This window comes from Clostridium zeae, from assembly GCF_017312485.1.
Taxonomy (GTDB): domain Bacteria; phylum Bacillota; class Clostridia; order Clostridiales; family Clostridiaceae; genus Clostridium_AR; species Clostridium_AR zeae.
The window spans coordinates 207,057-226,592 of record NZ_BMBA01000004.1 but is presented as its reverse complement, the minus strand read 5'-3'; the positions used below and the strand labels follow the sequence as shown (position 1 = coordinate 226,592).

The 19,536-nt window shown below is 34.0% G+C and carries 15 protein-coding genes and 1 other annotated feature; of the genes, 14 read left to right on the top strand and 1 reads right to left on the bottom strand.

What is annotated here, in order from left to right; translation table 11 throughout:
• The first annotated feature begins 39 nt into the window (after positions 1-39).
• From J3477_RS18210 to metG, 12 genes are all read left to right on the top strand, one after another.
• Positions 40-1,458, top strand: coding sequence for an MFS transporter (locus J3477_RS18210; RefSeq protein ID WP_206871368.1), 1,419 nt, complete (start codon positions 40-42; stop codon positions 1,456-1,458).
• A gap of 273 nt (positions 1,459-1,731) precedes the next feature.
• On the top strand, positions 1,732-2,541 hold the full coding sequence (locus J3477_RS18205; RefSeq protein WP_206871367.1) for an SDR family NAD(P)-dependent oxidoreductase: 810 nt from the start codon (positions 1,732-1,734) through the stop codon (positions 2,539-2,541).
• A 42-nt stretch (positions 2,542-2,583) separates the two neighbouring features.
• A complete protein-coding gene (locus tag J3477_RS18200) occupies positions 2,584-4,386 on the top strand; it encodes a family 43 glycosylhydrolase (protein WP_206871366.1) in 1,803 nt (600 codons plus the stop codon).
• A gap of 34 nt (positions 4,387-4,420) precedes the next feature.
• Positions 4,421-5,266 (top strand): sugar phosphate isomerase/epimerase family protein, encoded by an 846-nt coding sequence (locus tag J3477_RS18195; RefSeq protein WP_206871365.1) that lies wholly within the window; start codon positions 4,421-4,423, stop codon positions 5,264-5,266.
• Positions 5,267-5,321: 55 nt separating this feature from the next.
• Complete coding sequence (locus J3477_RS18190; RefSeq protein WP_206871364.1) at positions 5,322-7,571, top strand: alpha-L-rhamnosidase; 2,250 nt, start codon at positions 5,322-5,324, stop codon at positions 7,569-7,571.
• Positions 7,572-7,901: 330 nt separating this feature from the next.
• Complete coding sequence (locus J3477_RS18185; RefSeq protein WP_206871363.1) at positions 7,902-9,197, top strand: glycoside hydrolase family 1 protein; 1,296 nt, start codon at positions 7,902-7,904, stop codon at positions 9,195-9,197.
• Between the two features lie 34 nt (positions 9,198-9,231).
• Entirely contained in the window at positions 9,232-10,692 is a 1,461-nt protein-coding gene (locus tag J3477_RS18180) for a methyl-accepting chemotaxis protein (protein WP_206871362.1), read from the top strand.
• Positions 10,693-10,701: 9 nt separating this feature from the next.
• Positions 10,702-11,526 (top strand): SDR family NAD(P)-dependent oxidoreductase, encoded by an 825-nt coding sequence (locus J3477_RS18175; RefSeq protein WP_206871361.1) that lies wholly within the window; start codon positions 10,702-10,704, stop codon positions 11,524-11,526.
• Between the two features lie 457 nt (positions 11,527-11,983).
• Positions 11,984-12,415: an aminoacyl-tRNA hydrolase gene (gene pth2, locus J3477_RS18170; protein WP_206871360.1), complete on the top strand. Its 432-nt coding sequence runs from the start codon at positions 11,984-11,986 to the stop codon at positions 12,413-12,415.
• 83 nt (positions 12,416-12,498) lie between these two features.
• Positions 12,499-13,086: a Crp/Fnr family transcriptional regulator gene (locus J3477_RS18165; protein ID WP_206871359.1), complete on the top strand. Its 588-nt coding sequence runs from the start codon at positions 12,499-12,501 to the stop codon at positions 13,084-13,086.
• 64 nt (positions 13,087-13,150) lie between these two features.
• The gene (locus J3477_RS18160; protein WP_206871358.1) at positions 13,151-13,894 is read left to right on the top strand and encodes an SDR family NAD(P)-dependent oxidoreductase; all 744 of its coding nucleotides are present in this window, start codon (positions 13,151-13,153) and stop codon (positions 13,892-13,894) included.
• A gap of 56 nt (positions 13,895-13,950) precedes the next feature.
• Positions 13,951-14,215 (top strand) — a binding site (T-box leader).
• Positions 14,216-14,278: 63 nt separating this feature from the next.
• Entirely contained in the window at positions 14,279-15,910 is a 1,632-nt protein-coding gene (metG, locus tag J3477_RS18155) for a methionine--tRNA ligase (RefSeq protein ID WP_206871357.1), read from the top strand.
• A gap of 121 nt (positions 15,911-16,031) precedes the next feature.
• Here metG and thpR read toward each other — a convergent pair whose 3' ends face one another.
• The gene (thpR, locus tag J3477_RS18150) at positions 16,032-16,583 is read right to left on the bottom strand and encodes an RNA 2',3'-cyclic phosphodiesterase (protein WP_206871356.1); all 552 of its coding nucleotides are present in this window, start codon (positions 16,581-16,583) and stop codon (positions 16,032-16,034) included.
• Between the two features lie 469 nt (positions 16,584-17,052).
• Between thpR and J3477_RS18145 the strand changes: the two genes are divergently transcribed.
• Both J3477_RS18145 and J3477_RS18140 read left to right on the top strand, forming a co-directional pair.
• Positions 17,053-17,631 (top strand): TetR-like C-terminal domain-containing protein, encoded by a 579-nt coding sequence (locus J3477_RS18145; RefSeq protein ID WP_206871355.1) that lies wholly within the window; start codon positions 17,053-17,055, stop codon positions 17,629-17,631.
• Positions 17,632-17,822: 191 nt separating this feature from the next.
• On the top strand, positions 17,823-19,517 hold the full coding sequence (locus J3477_RS18140) for an oleate hydratase (RefSeq protein WP_206871354.1): 1,695 nt from the start codon (positions 17,823-17,825) through the stop codon (positions 19,515-19,517).
• Positions 19,518-19,536 lie beyond the last annotated feature (19 nt).

Below are 19,536 nucleotides of genomic sequence, written 5' to 3'. Positions count from 1 at the left end.
TTTGAACATAACATTTAACAAATAGAGGGGGAAAATATTATGAGTACAACATCAGTTGTAGATAGTGTAAACGTTGACGGAAATGATAAGAAACTTAAGTTTGGTGAGAAGGTGGCCGTTGTTATTCCTGGAACACTCGGTACTTTTCACTCACAGGTTATTCAAATGTTTCTTCTTTTCTTCTATACAGATATGATGGGGATCAGTGCAGCATATGCAGCAGGATTATTTTTGTTTATTCGTATTTTTGACGCCATTGCAGCGCCAGCATTCGGAATTTTTATAGATAAAATGGAAACACCTTGGGGTAAATATAAGCCTTGGTTTATAGGGGTTGCTATATTTGCTGCTGTTTTTGGCTGGCTTACCTTTACGGATTTTGGTTTAAGTGGCAATGCAAAGTTAATATATGCCACCATTACTTATTTTCTTTATAGCACATTTAAAACACTTGAGATTGCTCCACAAATGGCTATAGTACCTGTAGTTACAAAAAGAATTGATGACAGAATGTCAATGAATCAAATCAGCTATTTTTTAATGATGATAGCGGCTATGGTTGCAAGTGTTGCTGTACAGCCTCTATATAAAATATTAGGTGGAGGTAATGGTGCTAAAGGTTTCTCTATAATTATGGGAACAGTTGCAATCATTACTATATTAATCGGATTATTTCAGGCGTTTAAAATAAAAGAAAGATATACTGTACAATCTAAAAAAGATGAAAAGTCATTTTCTCTTAAAGAAATGCTTTCTGCTTTGCTTTCAAATAAAACCGCTCTTATAGTATACGGATATATACTTGGAATAAATTTATCCAATGGTTTTAAGTCAACTCTTTCTATTTATTATTATAAGTACTACTTTCATAACGAAGGTTTAGTAGCTATCATTGGACTTGTTAGTATGGTACCAACTTTGATTGGGGTAGCATTTAGTGGACCTGTTACTAAGCGTATTGGAATTAAAAACAACCTGGTTATGGGGTCTATTATCTCTGTAGTGACCACCTTTGCACTTATAGCAGTTCCACCAACTAAGGTTGGTTTGATAACATTCATAGTACTATATGTAGTTGCAGGATTATTTACTGGAATTTCAACTCCAGCCGCAGGTACAATGATGCCAGCTGCAATGGATTATACTGAATGGAAAACCGGTAAAAATATAAATGGATTTATGGGTTCTCTTCAGGGATTTTTGCAAACCTTTTCTACTGCTATCTCTGGATCAATAGCTGCTATAGCTCTTTCAGTTATTGGATATGTAAGTGGAGCAGCGCAGCAAAGCAGTTCAACAATTACTGGTATAAAGATATTAATGAGTATTGTACCTGCAATCATAATGTTATTAACTTTAGTGGTAATAAAGTTTGATCTTACAGAAGATAAGCAGGCTCAAATTACAAAGGAACTTGCAGAACGTAGAAAAATTGCTGAAGCAAATGTAGAAATCTAGAATGATTTAGTTATTTAAGCCGTAAAAACTTGTGAGTATCGTACATAGTGATAATAGCTGTGTATGATACTCTTTTTCTAACATTTCATGAGAAAGAGATAAAAAATTGATGTTATCTATAGTGAGAAAATTACGATTTAAGGCAAAAGAATACGAGAGCTTAAAAATGTTTTAGTGTACTATTAAAATGAAAGATTAATAACAAAATATACATTCACATCTAAATGATTGGTTTGATTATGAGAAAAATTAAAAATAAATGGAGGCAGTAAAATGTTAGATTTTAGTAGTGTAAATGGGAAAGTAGCAATTGTAACAGGAGCAAGTAAAGGCATTGGTGAAGCAATTGCCAGATGTTATGCAGAACATGGAATGAAAGTAGTTTGTGCAAATAGAGATCCTATCCGTGGAAATGAAGTAGTAGAATCCATAAGAAAAGATGGAGGCGAGGCAGTATTTTTCCGTACTGATTGTAGTAAACCAGAAGATATAAAGGCTCTTGTAGACTTTACTGTAGAGCATTATGGACGATTAGATGGTATTGTAAATGATGCCGGAATAGGAATGGGTGGCAATCCACTGCATGAATATTCTCTAGAAGATTGTGATAAGATATTTAACCTTAATTTAAAAGGTGTATTTGCAGGGGTAAAATACGCTTCAGAGGCAATCTTTAAAAGTAAGGCAGAAGGTGGATTTATTATAAATGTTGCATCTATTGCAGGAATTATGCCACAACGTGGACAGGCTTTATATACAGCAACTAAGTTTGGAGTTGTTGGACTTACTCAATCTGCTGCTCTTGATTATGCACCATACAATGTAACTGTAAATGCAATTTGTCCTGGCTATACTGAAACACCTATTTTCGATGGAGCACCAGAACAGGCAAAGCAGTACTTTATAAACGATTGTCCAAGTGGAAGAATGGGAAAGGCAGAAGAATGTGCATACTTGGCCTTGTTCCTTGCATCTGATATGGCTAGATATGTTAATGGAGCAGTAATTCCAGTAGATGGAGGGTTATCAGCAGGAGCTAAAAATGTAACCATGTGGAAGCATCCAGAAATATTAAATAAGTAGTGCATAAAATTGTTTTTAATAATTAAAAGAGGTGATGGATTGATGAAACAATACTTTTGTAATCCTTTAAATATAGATTATCGTTATCAGTTTAATAAGAGTATGCAGAGTTATGGAGTTATAGAGGTAGCTAGAGAGGCTGCTGACCCATCCATGATTTTCTATAAGGGAAAATATTATATTTTTGCTTCAATGACATTAGGAGTATGGGTGTCGGAAGATATGGTACATTGGGAAAATAGCAAGCTTCCAGATAATTTACCGCTCTATGATTATGCACCAGATGCTAGAGTTATAGGAGATTACGTATATTTCTGTGCTTCTAAAAGAGAGGAAAACTGTAATTTCTACCGCACAAAGGATATTCTGAATGGACCATATGAGGAAATCCCAGGAACTTTTAGCTTCTGGGATCCTAATATGTTTTTAGATGACGATGGAAGAGTTTACTTTTATTGGGGGTGTACAAATACAACACCTCTTTGGGGTGTGGAACTGGACCCAGTTAGCTTAAAACCTATTGGTGATAAAAAAGGTTTGATTTTCGGAGATGTTTATACAAAAGGCTATGAACGTATAGGAGAAGATAATACTATCATGCCGGTATGTGGAGAAGAATTAGAAATCCGTTTTCAAGGATTTTTAAAGTCCAAGGGAATTAATGAAGATACTCTTTCACCTGAACTGCTACCATTATTAAAAGGTTTCTTGAGCAATGCTCCATATATTGAAGGAGCTTGGATGGATAAATATCAAGGAAAGTACTATCTGCAGTATGCCTGCAACGGTGCGCAGTACAATGTCTATGCAGATGGAGTATATGTATCAGATAATCCACTTGGACCTTTTACCTTGGCAAAGAACAATCCTTATTCTTATAAGCCAGGTGGCTTTATACCTGGAGCTGGGCATGGTTCTACTATGAGAGATCGCTATGAGAATTTGTGGCATTCATCTACTATGCGAATAAGTGTGAATCATCAATTTGAACGTAGGGTAGGAATTTGGCCAGCTGGTTTTGACACTGATGGCGAACTGTTCTGTAATCAAAGATATGGTGATTGGCCTTTGAGTATGGAACATGGACAGATGGATCCTTGGAGAAATCCGGAGTGGTATCTGTTAAGCTATAACAAAGCAATGACAGCATCTTCTTATGAAGTAGGAAAAGAGCCAGAAAAGGCTGCAGATGAAAATGTTCAGACTTGGTGGAGAGCTGCTTGTACAAAAAAAGGACAATGGTTGCAGATGGATTTAGGGAAAGAGTATGATGTACGTGCTGTTCAGATTAACTTTGCAGATGATAAGATAGAGATTCCAGTTCCAGGTGAGATTCGTGGAACTACCCAAGCTAGATATATTGAGGAGGCAGATCAAGTAACTCGCTGGATTTTGGAAGGCTCCTTAGATGGAAAAGAGTATTTTGTATTAGAGGATAAGTCACAAGTTCATACAAATTTACCTCATGATTTGGTGGTGAAAGAGGACGGTAGAAAGCTGCGTTTTCTAAAACTTACAATCCTTGAGATTCCTTATGATCAGAAACCTTGTATTTCTGGGCTTAGAGTTTTTGGTATTGGTAGTAGTGATAAGCCTGCAGCACCTGAGTTTAGTGCAGTAAGAGTAAGTGATATTGATATGGATGTGACCATTAAGGATAGTGGTGCAGTAGGATACAATATTTTATGGGGACACGAACCTGAAAAGCTTTATCATAATTATATGACTTTTGGTACAGAAAAACGAGTAGGTGCCCTAGTAAAAGGACAAAAATATTATGTAAGAGTGGATGCCTTTAACGAATCAGGTATCACAGAAGGCTGGACAGTGCAGCTTTTGCCATAGAAAATTATAAAAATAGAATGGAGAGTCGGAAAGTATGACCATAAAGGCGATACAACAATTTCAGCTTCGTACAGTTTTAGGAACGGAGAAAAAAGCTCGTGAGACCCTGCAACTAGTAGAGAAAGCAGGATATAACGGTATAGAACTGAATGGCTTCATGATAAAGAAGATGCCAATGGTTGTCCGTATGCTTACTAGAATGGCAGGAATGCCTATGGGGCGAAGTGGAAATCTTCACTGGAAAAAGTTAATGGCAGAATCAAATTTAAAAGTTGTCAGTGTTCATGAGGACTTAGGAAGTATTTTAAACAGGACGCAGGAAATTATAGATGAAGCAAAAGCTTTTGGTACAGAGTATGTTGTAGTAACAGGAATGCATCATTTCGACTATTCAGATAAAAAAGCAGTTTTAGAACTCATAGATAAATTAAACCGTGCAGGGAAAATGCTTAAAGAAGGTGGAATACATTTTCTCTACCATAATCATAATTGTGAATTCCGTAAGATAGAACCGGGAAAAACTGCTTTTGAATTGATTATGGAAAATACAGATCCACAGTATGTGAACTTTGAGTTTGATTCTTACTGGGCTACCGAAGCAGGAGTAGATGCTCTGGGTTTAATGGAAACTCTTGGAGAGAGAATGAAACTTTATCACATTAATGATAGAGGAACTAGAGTAACTGGAAAGACAGGTTCCATTTTAAAGTCCGACAGTATGGAGCTAGGATATGGGAACATGAATCTTACGGCCATGATTGAAACGGCTAAGAAATGCGGTGTAAAAGCTATTATTCTTGAAAGCCACAAAAATTGGATAGATAAATCACCTGTAAAATCCTTTCAGGTTAGTGCGGATTTTTTAAATAAACATGTGTAGGATGTACAGAGGTGAATAGGACTTATGTGCAAAAAGAGAATACCAGGAGGTAAATATGAAGGAATTAAGAGGACATTTTATTTCATCCACAAAGGGATATAAAGAAGGTGCTGTCAGTGTTTTCAGACAGCTGATACATGGAGAAAATATAAAAAAAGCAACCTTACACATTACTGCACTTGGTATCTATGAGGCTCAGATAAATGGTAAAAAAGTAGGGGATCAGATATTTGCGCCTGGTTTTACCTATTACCACAGAGATTTGCAGTATCAGACGTATGATGTGACAGATTTGTTGGCACAAGGTGAAAATCAACTACGTGTATATTTAGGACAGGGTTGGTATTGTGGTAGGTTTACCTTTGATAATAAGGTACAGATTTATGGCGAACAAGCTGCAGTGTCATGGATACTTCAGATAGAGCTGGAGGATGGAAGTGTATCAATATATACCTCCAATGAAGAGCAAGTTGTTGAGGTAGAGTCTCCATATGAGTACGCAGGGTTTTATGATGGGGAAATTTATTATGGATCTAGAAATCTGAAGAGGATAGAAAAGGCAATTGGAGCTCCTATAAAATATGAAGGGAAAATCCCAGAGGTAATAGAAGAAACAATTCTTACTGTAAAAATTCAAGAAGAGATGCCTGTAAAGAAAGTAACTAAGCAAGGCGATGTGATAATTTTAGATTTTGGACAGAATTTTGCAGGTGTGGTGGAAATTGATCCATCAAAGATACAAGGAGATACTATAAAGTTACGTCATGGAGAAATATTAAATACAGATGGTAGACTGTATACAGAAAACTTAAGAAAAGCAAAAGCAGAGATAATTTATCATAAAGAAGCAGAAACAGAAAAATACCGTCCTAAATTTACTTATATGGGCTTCCGCTACATAGAGGTTTCTGGTACGGAATATGTAGACGGAATGATTACAGCATATGCTCTTTATAGTGATATGAAGCGTACTGGAGAATTTTCATGCACGAATGAAATGGTGCAGCAATTATACGAAAACCAAATTTGGGGACAGAAATCCAACTATATTGAAGTACCAACGGATTGCCCACAACGTGATGAACGTATGGGATATACTGGGGATGGCCATGTATTTGCTCTCACTGGAAGTTATAATTTTGACACCGAAAAATTTTGGAAGAAGTTCCTTAAAGATATACGTTATAGTCAGATGGATAACACTGAAGGTTATATAGGTTCCACAATTCCGGCAAATGGTCCGGGAGGAATTGGATTTCTTAATATGCTTGGTTGGGGAAATGCCGTAACTATACTGCCAGAAATGCTTTATTGGCAATATGGGGAAGAAAAATATCTCATAGACCAATATGAGAGCATGAAGCTTTTTGTAGAGGCAGAGATCAGAAAAATGGGTGATGCCAACTTATGGCTTGGTGCGAGCTTAGGTGACTGGCTCATGCTTGGAAAAGACGTAAAGTGGATGGCAATGCATAACAATCCAGTTTCTAATTCATTTATCGTACATGATTTAAAAGTGCTATCAGACACTGCAAAGCGTCTTGGAAAAATAGAAGATGAAGAAAGATATAGCATCCAGCTAGAAAAAACTCGAAATGCATATATTAAGGCCTTTATATTAGAAAATGGAAAGATGACTGACGATTATCAGGGAGCCTATATAATGGCCTTAAAGTTTGTACTTCAAGAGGGAGACTTGAGAAAAAAAGTTTTATCACAGTTGATAGAACACATTGGTATTAACGGAATGCAGACAGGTTTCTTTGGTACTGAACATATCCTGCCGTTATTAGCAGAAGCAGGAGAGAGTAGACTTGCTTATGACCTATTGCTTCAGGAAGGTTGTCCGGGCTGGATGTATCAAATCAAATGTGGGGCTACTACTACCTGGGAACGATGGGATGCTCTTATGCCAGATGGGAAAGTAAATGAAGAAAAAATGAGTTCTGATAATATGGTGTCCTTTAATCATTATGCCTTTGGAAGTGTAGGAGAATTTTATTATCAATACATTCTTGGTATAAAGCCATTACTTCCAGGATATAAAAAAGTGCTTATATGTCCAAAAGTGGATGAACGTTTAGGAAGTGTTTCTGGATCTTATGAATCTAGAGTGGGATTAATAAAGGTTTCTTGGGAATTTGATTCGCCTTCTTTTGAAAATAAGGAAGCGGAAAGTAAGGAAAGGACTGTGAGATTTACAGTAGAAACACCTGTGGAAGCAGAAATCATATTACCTGATGGATTTGTGCATGAAGTGATAGCAGGTACTTATTACTATGAGTGTACATTGCAAATAGATTAATATGAAAAGCTCGGATATTTTAATATAGAACTGGCTGCTGCACAATTTGAATAGATTGATAATTGCGCAGCAGTCTTATTTTTAAAGCTAAAATTTTTGGATTTTTCTCTTGCATATTAGAAAAAACAGATGCGCAAAAAATTTAGATGGTACAAGAATTACTATTTAGAGCAAAATAATACGAGAAGATGAAAAGGTTTTAGTGTAATATGTTAATATAGATGAATTCAAGGAATATAAAATATCTTAGTGAGTCCATAATTTCAAAAGTAAGCTTATATTAAGAACAAATAATAAATTATCGACAAAACATTTATGGAGGAATTGGTTATGAAAAAGTTTAATAGTAATTTTATGTTTGGGGCGGCTACTGCGGCTCATCAAGTAGAGGGAAATAATACAAATAGTGACTTCTGGGTACTTGAAAATATACCTGGATCACTATACAAGGAAAAATCTCTCGATGCCGTTGATCATTATAATAGATACAGAGAGGATATTAAGATTCTTGCAGATGCAGGCTTAAACGCATACAGATTTTCACTAGAATGGGCAAGAATCGAGCCATCAAAAGGTAATTTTGATAAGAATGAGATTGAACATTATAGAGATATGATAAATTTCTGTCATGAGAATGGAGTAACACCAATTGTAACTCTGCACCATTTTTCATCACCAAAATGGCTGATTACTGAAGGTGGATGGGAAAGTGAAACTACTGTTGAATACTTTGGGAAGTACTGTAAATATGTTATTTCAGAGCTAGGTGAGTTGATACAATATATTTGCACCATTAATGAAGCAAATATGGGAGTACAAATAGCAAGAATTATGAAAGAGTATCAAGCTAAGATGGAAAAGGCAGCTAAGGCCCAATCAGCAAACGCAGATGTTCAGGTCGGCATTAACGTTGATAGTAAAAGCTCAATGGAGAAATACTACAGAGCTGCTGGAGAGGCCTTTGGTATAGATCCAAGAAATTTACACACTTTTCATGATCCTAGAACTGAGCACGGTGATTTGATCATTATGAAGTGCCATGAGAAAGCAAGGGAAATCATAAAGGAAATAAATCCTGATATAAAGGTAGGCTTAACTATGTCACTTTATGACTATCAGGCACTACCTGGTGGAGAAGAGTATGTAGAAGCACTATGGAATGAGGATTTTCTTCATTATCTTCCATATATTGAAAAGGATGATTTCTTTGGAGTTCAAAATTACACTCGTAAGGTTTTTGGACCAAATGGTAAGATTGAACCAGATGAAAATACAAGATTAACAGAAGTGGGCAATGAATTTTATCCTTTATCCTTAGCAGGAGTGCTTAGATTTGTAGCAAAACATTGGAAAAAGTCCATTATTGTAACTGAACATGGAATAGCAACAAGCAATGATAAGGATAGAGTAGAACTAATAGAAGGAGCAATAGCAGGCATGTACGATTGTATTGAAGAAGGCATTGATGTTATAGGATATATGCACTGGTCGTTGCTTGATAACTTTGAATGGCAATTGGGCTATAAACCAAGGTTCGGTCTTATAGCTGTTGATAGAACAACTCAAACTCGATATCCTAAAGAAAGCCTTGCGGTTTTAGGAAATATTAATAAGTCTGGATTTTAAACTTGTTGGCTTCAAATACGAGGGGGAAGTACCAATGAAAAATAATAATATGCTAAACCATACTATTAAGGTCAATAAAGTAATTGTAACAATACTTTGGATTTTTTTAATAGGCTCTGCATATGGCGTTATGAGAGAAACGACAGCTATAGGTGTAATGAGACTTGTGATTAGTGTTATAGGAGTTTTTACATCCTCAATCTTCGTATATAAAAAGGTTTTTCCGAGCGCCACAGGGTTAATTATAATAATAAGTTATATTTTTCCAACATTATTTACTATTTCAAACCAATATATAGCAGGGATGCTATCAATGATAGGGCTTTGTGTATCGGCATTATACTTAAATAAAGCCTATCTACTGATTTGCGGTACCGTTTATAATGTAGTAATAGTAATTACTCAATTAATAAGTAAAAGTTTTGAGGAGTGGATTTTTATTGTTACTTTGGCTTGTATTGGGGTTGTTGCTATAATTCTGTTCTATTTATGCAAATGGGGAAAAGATTTAGTAGAGAATGCTACTGAAAAGGAAAATGAGGCTAAAGAACTTTTAAATTCATTGGACGATGCTGTAAAAGTAGTTCATGATAGTACCGTTTTATTAAATGAAGACATACTTAGTTGTAATGAGAGCGTAGGCATAGTAAAGAAGATAAGTGATTCTATGGCCGTTACGGTGAAGGAAATAACAAATGGCGTTGTGGAGCAATCCGAAAGCATTAATCATATTGGTCAAATAATCAATGAAGCTGATGAAAAGATGTCTGAAATTAATAATCTATCCAATTATCTTGCTGGAACTTCAGCTGAAACCATTAAAATAGTTTTTGAAGGTTCAAATAAAATAAATAATATGGATAAGCATATGGGAATTATAAACCTTGCAGTAGGCGAAGCCGTAAGAACTGTTCAGGAGCTACATAACAGCATGGATGATATAAATAATTTTCTTTCAAGTATTGTTGGCATTTCTGCACAGACCAATTTATTAGCCTTAAACGCAGCCATTGAAGCAGCAAGAGCAGGTGAATCTGGAAAAGGTTTTGCTGTTGTTGCAGGCGAAGTTAAAAAGCTTGCTGAACAAAGTTCAAGCACTGTTAAACAGATAGATAAGATTATCAATGAAATAAAGGGCAAAACCTTATTGGTACTTGAAAAAGTGAATAATGGAAGTATTGCGGTAAAAGAAGGACAAGCGTTAACAAATGATGTAAATGAAGGCTTTGAGAAAATAAAATTATCCTTCAAAAATATTGATGAATATATATCTGATGAATTAAAGATGACAGAGAATATAGGCTCAATACTTAAACAAATAAGACAACAATCAGAAAATATTGCAATGATATCTGAGGAACATTCTGCAGCAACGGAAGAAATGCTTGCTACTACAGAAGAGCAGAATTCAAATATAGAAGACATTTATGGAGTAGTTAAAAAAATTAGTAAATCCAGTACGAGATTGCAAGAGCTGATAGAGAAAGATAGGTAGGAGTATTAAATGAAAAAAGTATGTGTAATAACTGGTGGCGGAAGTGGAATGGGTCTTGCTGTCGCTAAAATATTAGGAAAAGATAATTACATTATTATTGTAGGAAGAACGGTTAAAAAACTTGAAAATGCATTAAAGGAATTAGAAGCTGAGGGAATTGAAGCAGAAGCATTTGCATGTGATATTTCAGACCGCACTTCTGTGGACAAATTGGCAGCACATGCTAAAGAGGTTGGGATTATTTCCTCTGTTATACATGCTGCTGGTATGTCACCTCATATGGGAGAAGCAAAAACAATTATGGAAGCTAATGCCCTAGGTACTATCAACATGAATGAGGCTTTTTATGAAGTAATGGAAGAGGGAGCATGTATCATAGATGTATCATCTATGTCAGCATACCTTACACCAAAATTTATTATGCCGATGAAGGGGTATAAGTATAGTAGAATTGATAAAGAGCTTTTTATGAAAAAAATGATGGCAAGGGTTAACCTTTTTCCGAAAAAACAAAGATCAGGAGTGGCATATAGTATTTCTAAAAACTTTGTAATTTGGTATGCAAAAACTGATGCTGCAAAGTTTGGGCAAAAGGGAGTTCGTGTGCTTTCTATAACCCCAGGATCTTTTAAGACACCAATGGCTGAGCTAGAAAAGGATGATACTGATGGTTTCATAGAACATTGTGCAATAAAGCGCTATGGGGATGTAGAAGAAATCGCCAATTTATTGGCTTTTTGTGCCAGTGATAAGGCCAGCTACTTAACTGGAACTGATATACTATGCGATGGTGGATGTGTAGCATCAGGAGTTAATCCGCTAAAGATGAAGTAATTAATATTTTGACTTAAAGCTCATGAATACTTATATAGAAAGTATTTATTGGTGATAAAATATAATTATATAATCTATATGACATACTTGTAGCTGCACATATTGTTAAAGGTGTGCGAATTATGATGGTAACACGAAGTTTAACTCTCGTTCCTAAAATTAATTTCTTAGGACGGGAGTTTTTGCATTCAAAATAATATTAAATAGGAGAAATAAATACTAAAGTATTGGTTAAGGTTTATATGGTAATATTTATTGGCAAGGAGATTGCAGAATTATATAATAATAAAATAGAAGTGTTGATTAAGTTATAAAGAAGACAAGTTAATAATTCAATAAAAATTCTTTAATTCTAATAGCCCGCTCATATATCATCTCCTTCATAACTAGTTAAATTCAACAATATTCTTAAACACATAGCCAAAAGAAAAAACATTAAGAGGATAGGTGAAATATTATGGATAGAAGAACTAAGCAGGTTATAGTAATGAGAAAAGATTTGCAGATGACAAAAGGAAAAATGATAGCTCAAGGAAGTCATGCATCTTTGGGAATGATACTTCAAATGATGGAAATATCCAATGTAATCAATGAGGAAGAGGATACCTCAAAAACTGGGGCATATTATTTAAACTTAATGGTTGAGGATAATACTGCAATTGATAATTGGTTTAAAGAAGGCTTTAAAAAGGTGTGTTTATATGTTAATTCTGAAGAGGAATTGATTGAGATATATAATAAAGCAGAGGAAAAAGGGCTGCCAGTGTTAATGATAGAAGATGCAGGTGTTACTATGTTTAAAGGGGTACCAACTAAGACATGCCTGGCTATAGGTCCAGCATGGGATAAGGATATAGATGAAGTAACAGGAGACTTGAAATTGCTATAAAGCTGAGAGCATAGAGAAATAGTTTAGAATAAAATTATTGCAAAGATAAATGGAATTTATATTAATAGAAGGATTTGATTAGAGTGAAGAAAGTAAGCGAATATTTAGAAGAAGGACTAGAAATCAAAATAGATGAATATACTGCAGGCATTATTAACGCTGAAGCTTCGTTTGTGGATTTCAATTTGAAGCAAATTGCTTTGCATGAAGGGACTAAATCTACAAGCCTATATTTTATAATCCGTGGTATAGTTAGAGGCTACTATATTGATGAAAACGGAAATGATATAACGAAGTGCTTTAGCTGTGAGAATGAATTCTTTTCTTCTGAAGGCTTACGTACAGGAGGTGCTTCATCCTTTACAATTGAATGTCTGGAGAACTGTGATTGTATAAAGCTTCCATATAAGTTGATAAATAAAATTATGAGAAAAGATGAAAACTTAAATAATTTATTTATCAAATACTATCTTCAGGAAGTAGGCAGGCTAGAGAATAGATCCAAAAACCTAGCTTTGTTGAAGGCAGAAGAGCGGTATATTGATTTTTGTATACAATATCCGCATATACATGAAAGAGTTGAACTAAAATACATTGCATCATACATAGGCATTAGGGCTGCATCCCTGAGTAGAATAAGAAAAGGTTTTAAAAATACTTCTCTCGATTAACATATGTGAATTACGATTAAGTCCCTTTCTATTATAATAAGTAAAAAGAAAGGGAGGTTTATATATGAAATATGCACTAATTACTGGGGGAACAAGCGGAATAGGGTTTGAGCTTGCTAAGAATTTTATAAAAGATGGCTATGATGTTATTATCACATCATCTAGTAGTGATAGATTGGAAAAGGCTAAACAAAGCTTAGAAAAAGAATTTAATGTAACTGTATTGACCTATGTGCAAGATTTGGGGAAAATAGGGGCGGCAAAACAATTGTACCATAGCATAAAAGAGGACAATAGAGATATTGAAATACTTGTAAATAATGCTGGAATAGGGCTTGTTGGTCCTACAGATGAAATTGATTTAGTACAGGATGAGAATATGATTGTATTGAATGTTATTAATCTTGTAGAACTTTGCAAGTTGTATATTGCTGATATGTATAAGAGGGGAAAAGGTAAAATTTTAAATGTAGCTTCTACTGGTGCTTTCCAACCTGGGCCATATACTAGCACTTATTTCGGCAGTAAAGCCTTTGTGCTAAGCTATGGCAGGGCAATCCGTTATGAAGGGAAGAATAAAGGAGTACAAGTTTGTACTCTGTGTCCTGGTGCAACAAAAACAGAGTTCTTTGATCGTGAAGGTGTAAAGGTTCCAAAAGGCGCCATGACCGCTGAAAAGGTTGCTAAATATGCGTATAAAAAGTTTATGGAAAATAAGGAAGTTATAATTCCAGGTATTTTAAATAAAATGTTAAAATTGATTCCAGTGAAACTAAGAATGATAACTATAGCAAAAATAAAAAAGTAAATTGCTGAAAATGGATGAATTGTATTGACAATACAATTATTAGTAGTATAATGTTTTTAAATGCAAGGAAGAGGAAAGTAGCTTTAAGAATACTTATACAGAGAGTTTCTATTGGTGAGAGGAAGCAAAGGATATTAAAGTGAAAATGGCCTCAGAGCGGTGCACCGAGATTTTTTATAATAAAAAATTAAGGCTGCAACGGGTTCACCCGTTATAGTGATAAAGTATAATCATATGATTTATGACGTACTTGATGAGGTACATTTTGTGAAAGATGTGCGAATTAGGATGGTAACGCGAAGTTTAACTCTCGTTCCTAAGATTTATTTCTTAGGACGGGAGTTTTTTTGTTTACAATTAATATAAAATAGGAGGAATAATGAAATGAATATTTTAATTGGAGGTGCATGGCCATATGCAAATGGTTCATTGCATATAGGACATATAGCAGCATTGCTGCCAGGAGATGTAATAGCAAGATATTATAGGGCAAAGGGAGATAAGGTGTTATATGTATCAGGCAGTGATTGTCACGGAACACCTATATCAATTAGAGCGAAAAAAGAAGGGGTATCACCAAAGGATATAGCTGATAAATACCATTCAGAATTTAAAGAGTGTTTTGAAAAATTAAACTTTTCATATGATTATTATGGTAGAACTGATGATGAATTTCATAAGAAGGAAGTACAAGAAGCTATAATTTTACTATACCATAAAGGATTAATTTACGAAAAAGAAGTAGAACAAATATACTGCGAGTATTGTAATCAATTTTTGCCAGATAGATATGTTGAAGGGGTGTGTCCAAAGTGTCATTCAATAGCAAGAGGAGATCAATGTGATAATTGTGGTACTTTACTTGAGCCCTTAGAGCTTTCAGAAAGAAGATGTAAGCTTTGCGATAATGAGCCGATAGTAAAAAATGCAAGTCAGCTATATTTCTCTTTATCTAAATTTCAACCAACTATAAAAGAAAATTTAGATAAAAATCAAAGTAATTGGAGAATTAATGCAGTAAATAATACAGAAAGATACTTAAATGAAGGATTACAGGATAGGGCTATATCAAGAGACTTATCCTTAGGAATAGATATACCTATAAAAGGGTTTAGTGATAAAAAGGTTTATGTATGGATCGATGCAGTGTTAGGATACCTAACGATGAGCAAAAAATGGGCCATTGAAAATAAAAAAAACTATGAAGAGTTTTGGGATGAAAATGCTATTTCATATTATGTACATGGTAAAGATAACATACCTTTTCACTCAATAATTTTACCAGCTTTAATAAAGGGAATCGGATATAATAAGTTGCCTGAAAGGATAATATCTAGTGAGTATTTAACCCTAGAGGGCAAGAAAATATCAACAAGTAATAACTGGGCTATATGGATACCAGATGTAATAGAACGGTATAGCTCCGATGCAATAAGATACTTCTTTTTAATAAATGCACCAGAAAAAAGAGATGCGGATTTTTCTTGGAGAGAATTTGTGAATAGTTACAATGGTGAATTATTAGGGGCATATGGAAATTTGGTTAATAGGACTTTAGTTTTTGCTAAAAAATATTTTAATAATAAGATTCCTATTGGAGAAATAGATATTAATATAAAAGGAGAAATAGACATTTTATATGATATTATAGGAAAATTTATTGAACAAGGTAATTTAAAAATTGCACTTGAGAAAATTTTTGAATTTGTAAGAAGAATGAATAAATACTTTGATGAAAACGCACCATGGATTACTATAAAAGATAATTTGCAGGTTTGTGGTAACACTATATATAATTGTATCTATTCCATAGAAAATTTATCAAACTTACTAGCACCATTTCTACCAGAGTCTTCAGCAAAAATAAAAGCATGGTTAGATGTTAAAAATGATAGATGGGAAATAATTAAGCCGGAGTATGGAGCTTCGATTGAGGAAATCACAATATTATTTGAAAGACTTGATAAGAAGTTAATAGAAGAGGAGAGAAATAGTCTGCTAAATAGTATAATATAGATATATATTATAAAAAGGATATTTAGAGGTTATAATTAATGAAATAACAGCCTCTTAGGATATCTTTATTTTAATAAGAGGCTGCTATATTTTGTGGTTTACAAGTTTTTTCAAGGGTCGGCTAGCATAATTCTTTCAAGTTAACACGATAAAGCGGTATACCATTTAGCTTTCCGTTTACTTCTTTACTGGCCATCAAGGTTATTGCTTTTACTGAAATATTAATTCTCTCAAATTGAATCAAATTATCCAAGTCTGTAGAATCATCTTGAAAGGCTACTCTTCGTCCTAAGGTTATATGGGGCATAAAAAGCTTATCATAAAATGGTAGCTTATATTCTTTTAATAGCGCGGAAAGTTTTTTATGAAGCTCGGAAAGGGCAATGCTTTCTTCTATTCCAGCCCATAAAATGTTTGTCTTTTTTCTTTTAAAAATTCCTAAGTTATTTACTAATAACTCAAAAGATCTTATATTTAAAACTGCTTTATCTATCACTTCTTTTATTTTAAAAATCTGAAGCTCATCAGCTTCTCCTATGAATCGAATTGTCATATGAAAGTTGCTTTTTTCTGTAAAACTACCTTCAATACAGTGATTTCTTATATGTGAAGTTATTTTATCAAAATAACTTTTAATGTTATCCTCAAAATCTATAGCAATATATACTCTCAAGTTTTCATCTTCCTTTCTTTCAAGGAGTACTGCTTCAATTTGAAAATATAAATTATAAAGTGAAGCAACACATCTACATAAGCTATTACAATTATAATTTATATTTGTAAAATAGAGTAGTTGATTTTATAAGCAACGCAATTGGTATATTTGGAGGGCAGTTTCGTTATTAACTATTGAAATTTTGCCTAACTAACCATTATAAATCATTTCTTGCCTTTTACTTATTGCTCTGTAATGTTTATAATATAATAGTCCACTAAAATTAACAGTTTGTGCTAGCTTAAGTGGCAATAATAAATATTACTGAGATTTGTTTAATGTTGCGATTGGTTATTTATTTTTAATCTCTAACAGGCAAGTACAATTTACTTAATTATTATTTAAATGTAATTTTGATTAACATATTTACAGTATCGCTTCTGCGAGTTCTGTACATTGCGTATTAAGAAAGGAATGATTTACGTATATGTCTGCATCACATGTCACAAAAAATGCGTTGGCTCTTTCTCTAAAACAATTGATGAAGCATACTCCAATAAATAGAATAACAGTAAAGCTGGTTACAGATACTTGTGGAGTTACAAGGCATACCTTTTACAATCATTTTCATGATGTTTATGATTTACTCAAGTGGATATTTGAAAACGAAGTTATTGAAGAACTTGATCAATGCTGCAGTTTATCTAACTGGAAGGATGGGCTCTTTCTTGTTCTACAATACACCTTTGATAATAAAACCATATGTATAAACACCACAAAATCTTTAGGACGTGAGCATCTTGAGATGTTCCTGTGTAAGACCTTTACTACAGTATTAGAAGGCGTTATGAAGGACATAACAAAAGATATGGATGTTGATGAGAAAATAAAGAAGGAAACAGCAGTGTTTTTTTCTTATGCTATAACCGGACAATTTCTGGAATGGATAAATACTGGTCTTAAAGAAAAAAAAGAAGACATTGCTGATAGAGTTGAAAGAATGCTGGGAGGTACCATACTGAGGATTATGAAAGTCAATGATAGAAAGGTAACTTCACATATATAACATGAGATATTTCTCTTATAATTTACACACTTTAAAGCATCTGTGAAATTTTTACACAGATGCTTTTTTTGTTATTTGAATAAGGTTTGTATTAAAAGTATTATAAGTATATCAAATGACATTAAATCATTCAGGGGTGCTTAAAAATTATAATTTGGTTATCCCTTAATATAGGAAAGGAAGGATCTCATATGAATAATTATCAAAGAATCAATCCAAATAAACCAAAGAACATAGAGACAAGAAATGCATATTTAATTGGTGGAGGTATAGGCTCATTATCTGCTGCTGCATTTTTAATAAGAGATGGACATATGCCAGGAAAGAACATTCATGTAATTGAACAACTTGAGATTTTCGGCGGCTCCATGGATGGTGCTGGAATGGCAGAAAAAGGCTATACTGCAAGAGGTGGAAGAGAGATTGAAGAGCATTTTGAATGCTTTATGGACCTTTACAGTTTTATCCCATCCTTAAAAGATAAAAATATAAGTGTATTAGATGAATTTCGTCAATTCAATATAGAAGAACCAATCGAATCTCACTGCAGATTAGTGCAAAATCAAGGAGAAAAGGCTGATTTCTCAAACCTTGGGTTATCAAAGAAGAACGCAATGGAACTTGCAAAGCTTCACATGCTAACTGAGGAAGCACTTGGCGCAACTACAATAGGAGAATATTTTGAGGACAGCTTCTTCGAAACAAACTTCTGGTACTTCTGGGCAACAATGTTTGCTTTTGAAAAGTGGCATAGTGTAGTTGAAGTTAAGCGTTATATGGAAAGATTCATGCATTTAATAGGTGGTATGAACAAATTACAAGGTATTCTTCATACAGAATACAATCAATATGATTCCTTAATACTTCCACTTATTACATGGCTTAAGGAAAAGGATGTATGCTTCGAAACTGGCTGCAAAGTTACAGATATAGACTTTGATTTTTCAAATAATGAAAAAGTAGCTACAGCAATCCACTATATTAAAGATGGTAAAGATGAAATCATTAATGTAAAGAGCGATGATATAGTGTTATTTACTAATGGTTCAATGACTGAAAATACTACAAAAGGTGATCTTGATCATCCAGCGATTTTAAATAGATCTGAAGATAAAGGCTGTTTCAGCGTATGGGAAAAATTAGCTAAAAAGTCATCAGACTTCGGCCGTCCAGAAAAATTCTGCAGTGACATTGATAAGACAAAATGGATGTCCTTTACTATAACTTTAAAGGATGATGATATTGTATTCCCATATATTCTAAAGCTTACAGGAGACAAGCCTGGTATGGGTGGACTTGTTACAATAAAAGATTCAAGCTGGTTTATGAGTTGGGTTGTTCCAAAGCATCCACACTTTATAGGTCAACCAGATAATGTAAAGGTACTTTGGGCATATGCATTGAATATGGATGTACCAGGAGACTACATTAAAAAGACGTTCTCAGAGTGTACAGGACGTGAAATGTTTGAAGAACTACTTTATCATATGGGCTTACAAGATAGAATTCCAGAAATTCTATCACATACAGTTAATGTAATCCCTAGCATGATGCCATACATTACTTCACAATTTATGCCTCGTGTTGCAGGGGACAGGCCTAATGTAATTCCAGCAGGAAGCAAGAACTTTGGCTTCTTAGGACAGTTTGCAGAAATCCCTGAAGACTGTGTATTTACAGTAGAGTACTCTGTAAGAAGTGCAGTGATGGCTGTATACGGATTACTAGATCTTGAAAAACAAGTAGATCCTGTATATCCAGCTCAATATGATATTCGTGTATTAATTAATGCTGCAAAGACATGTCTTGGCATTGATAATCTTCCATTAAAAAATATACCATTAGGTGAATTGATAAAGAATACTGAGCTTGGAAAATTATTATAAATCTAAACCAAGTGTATAA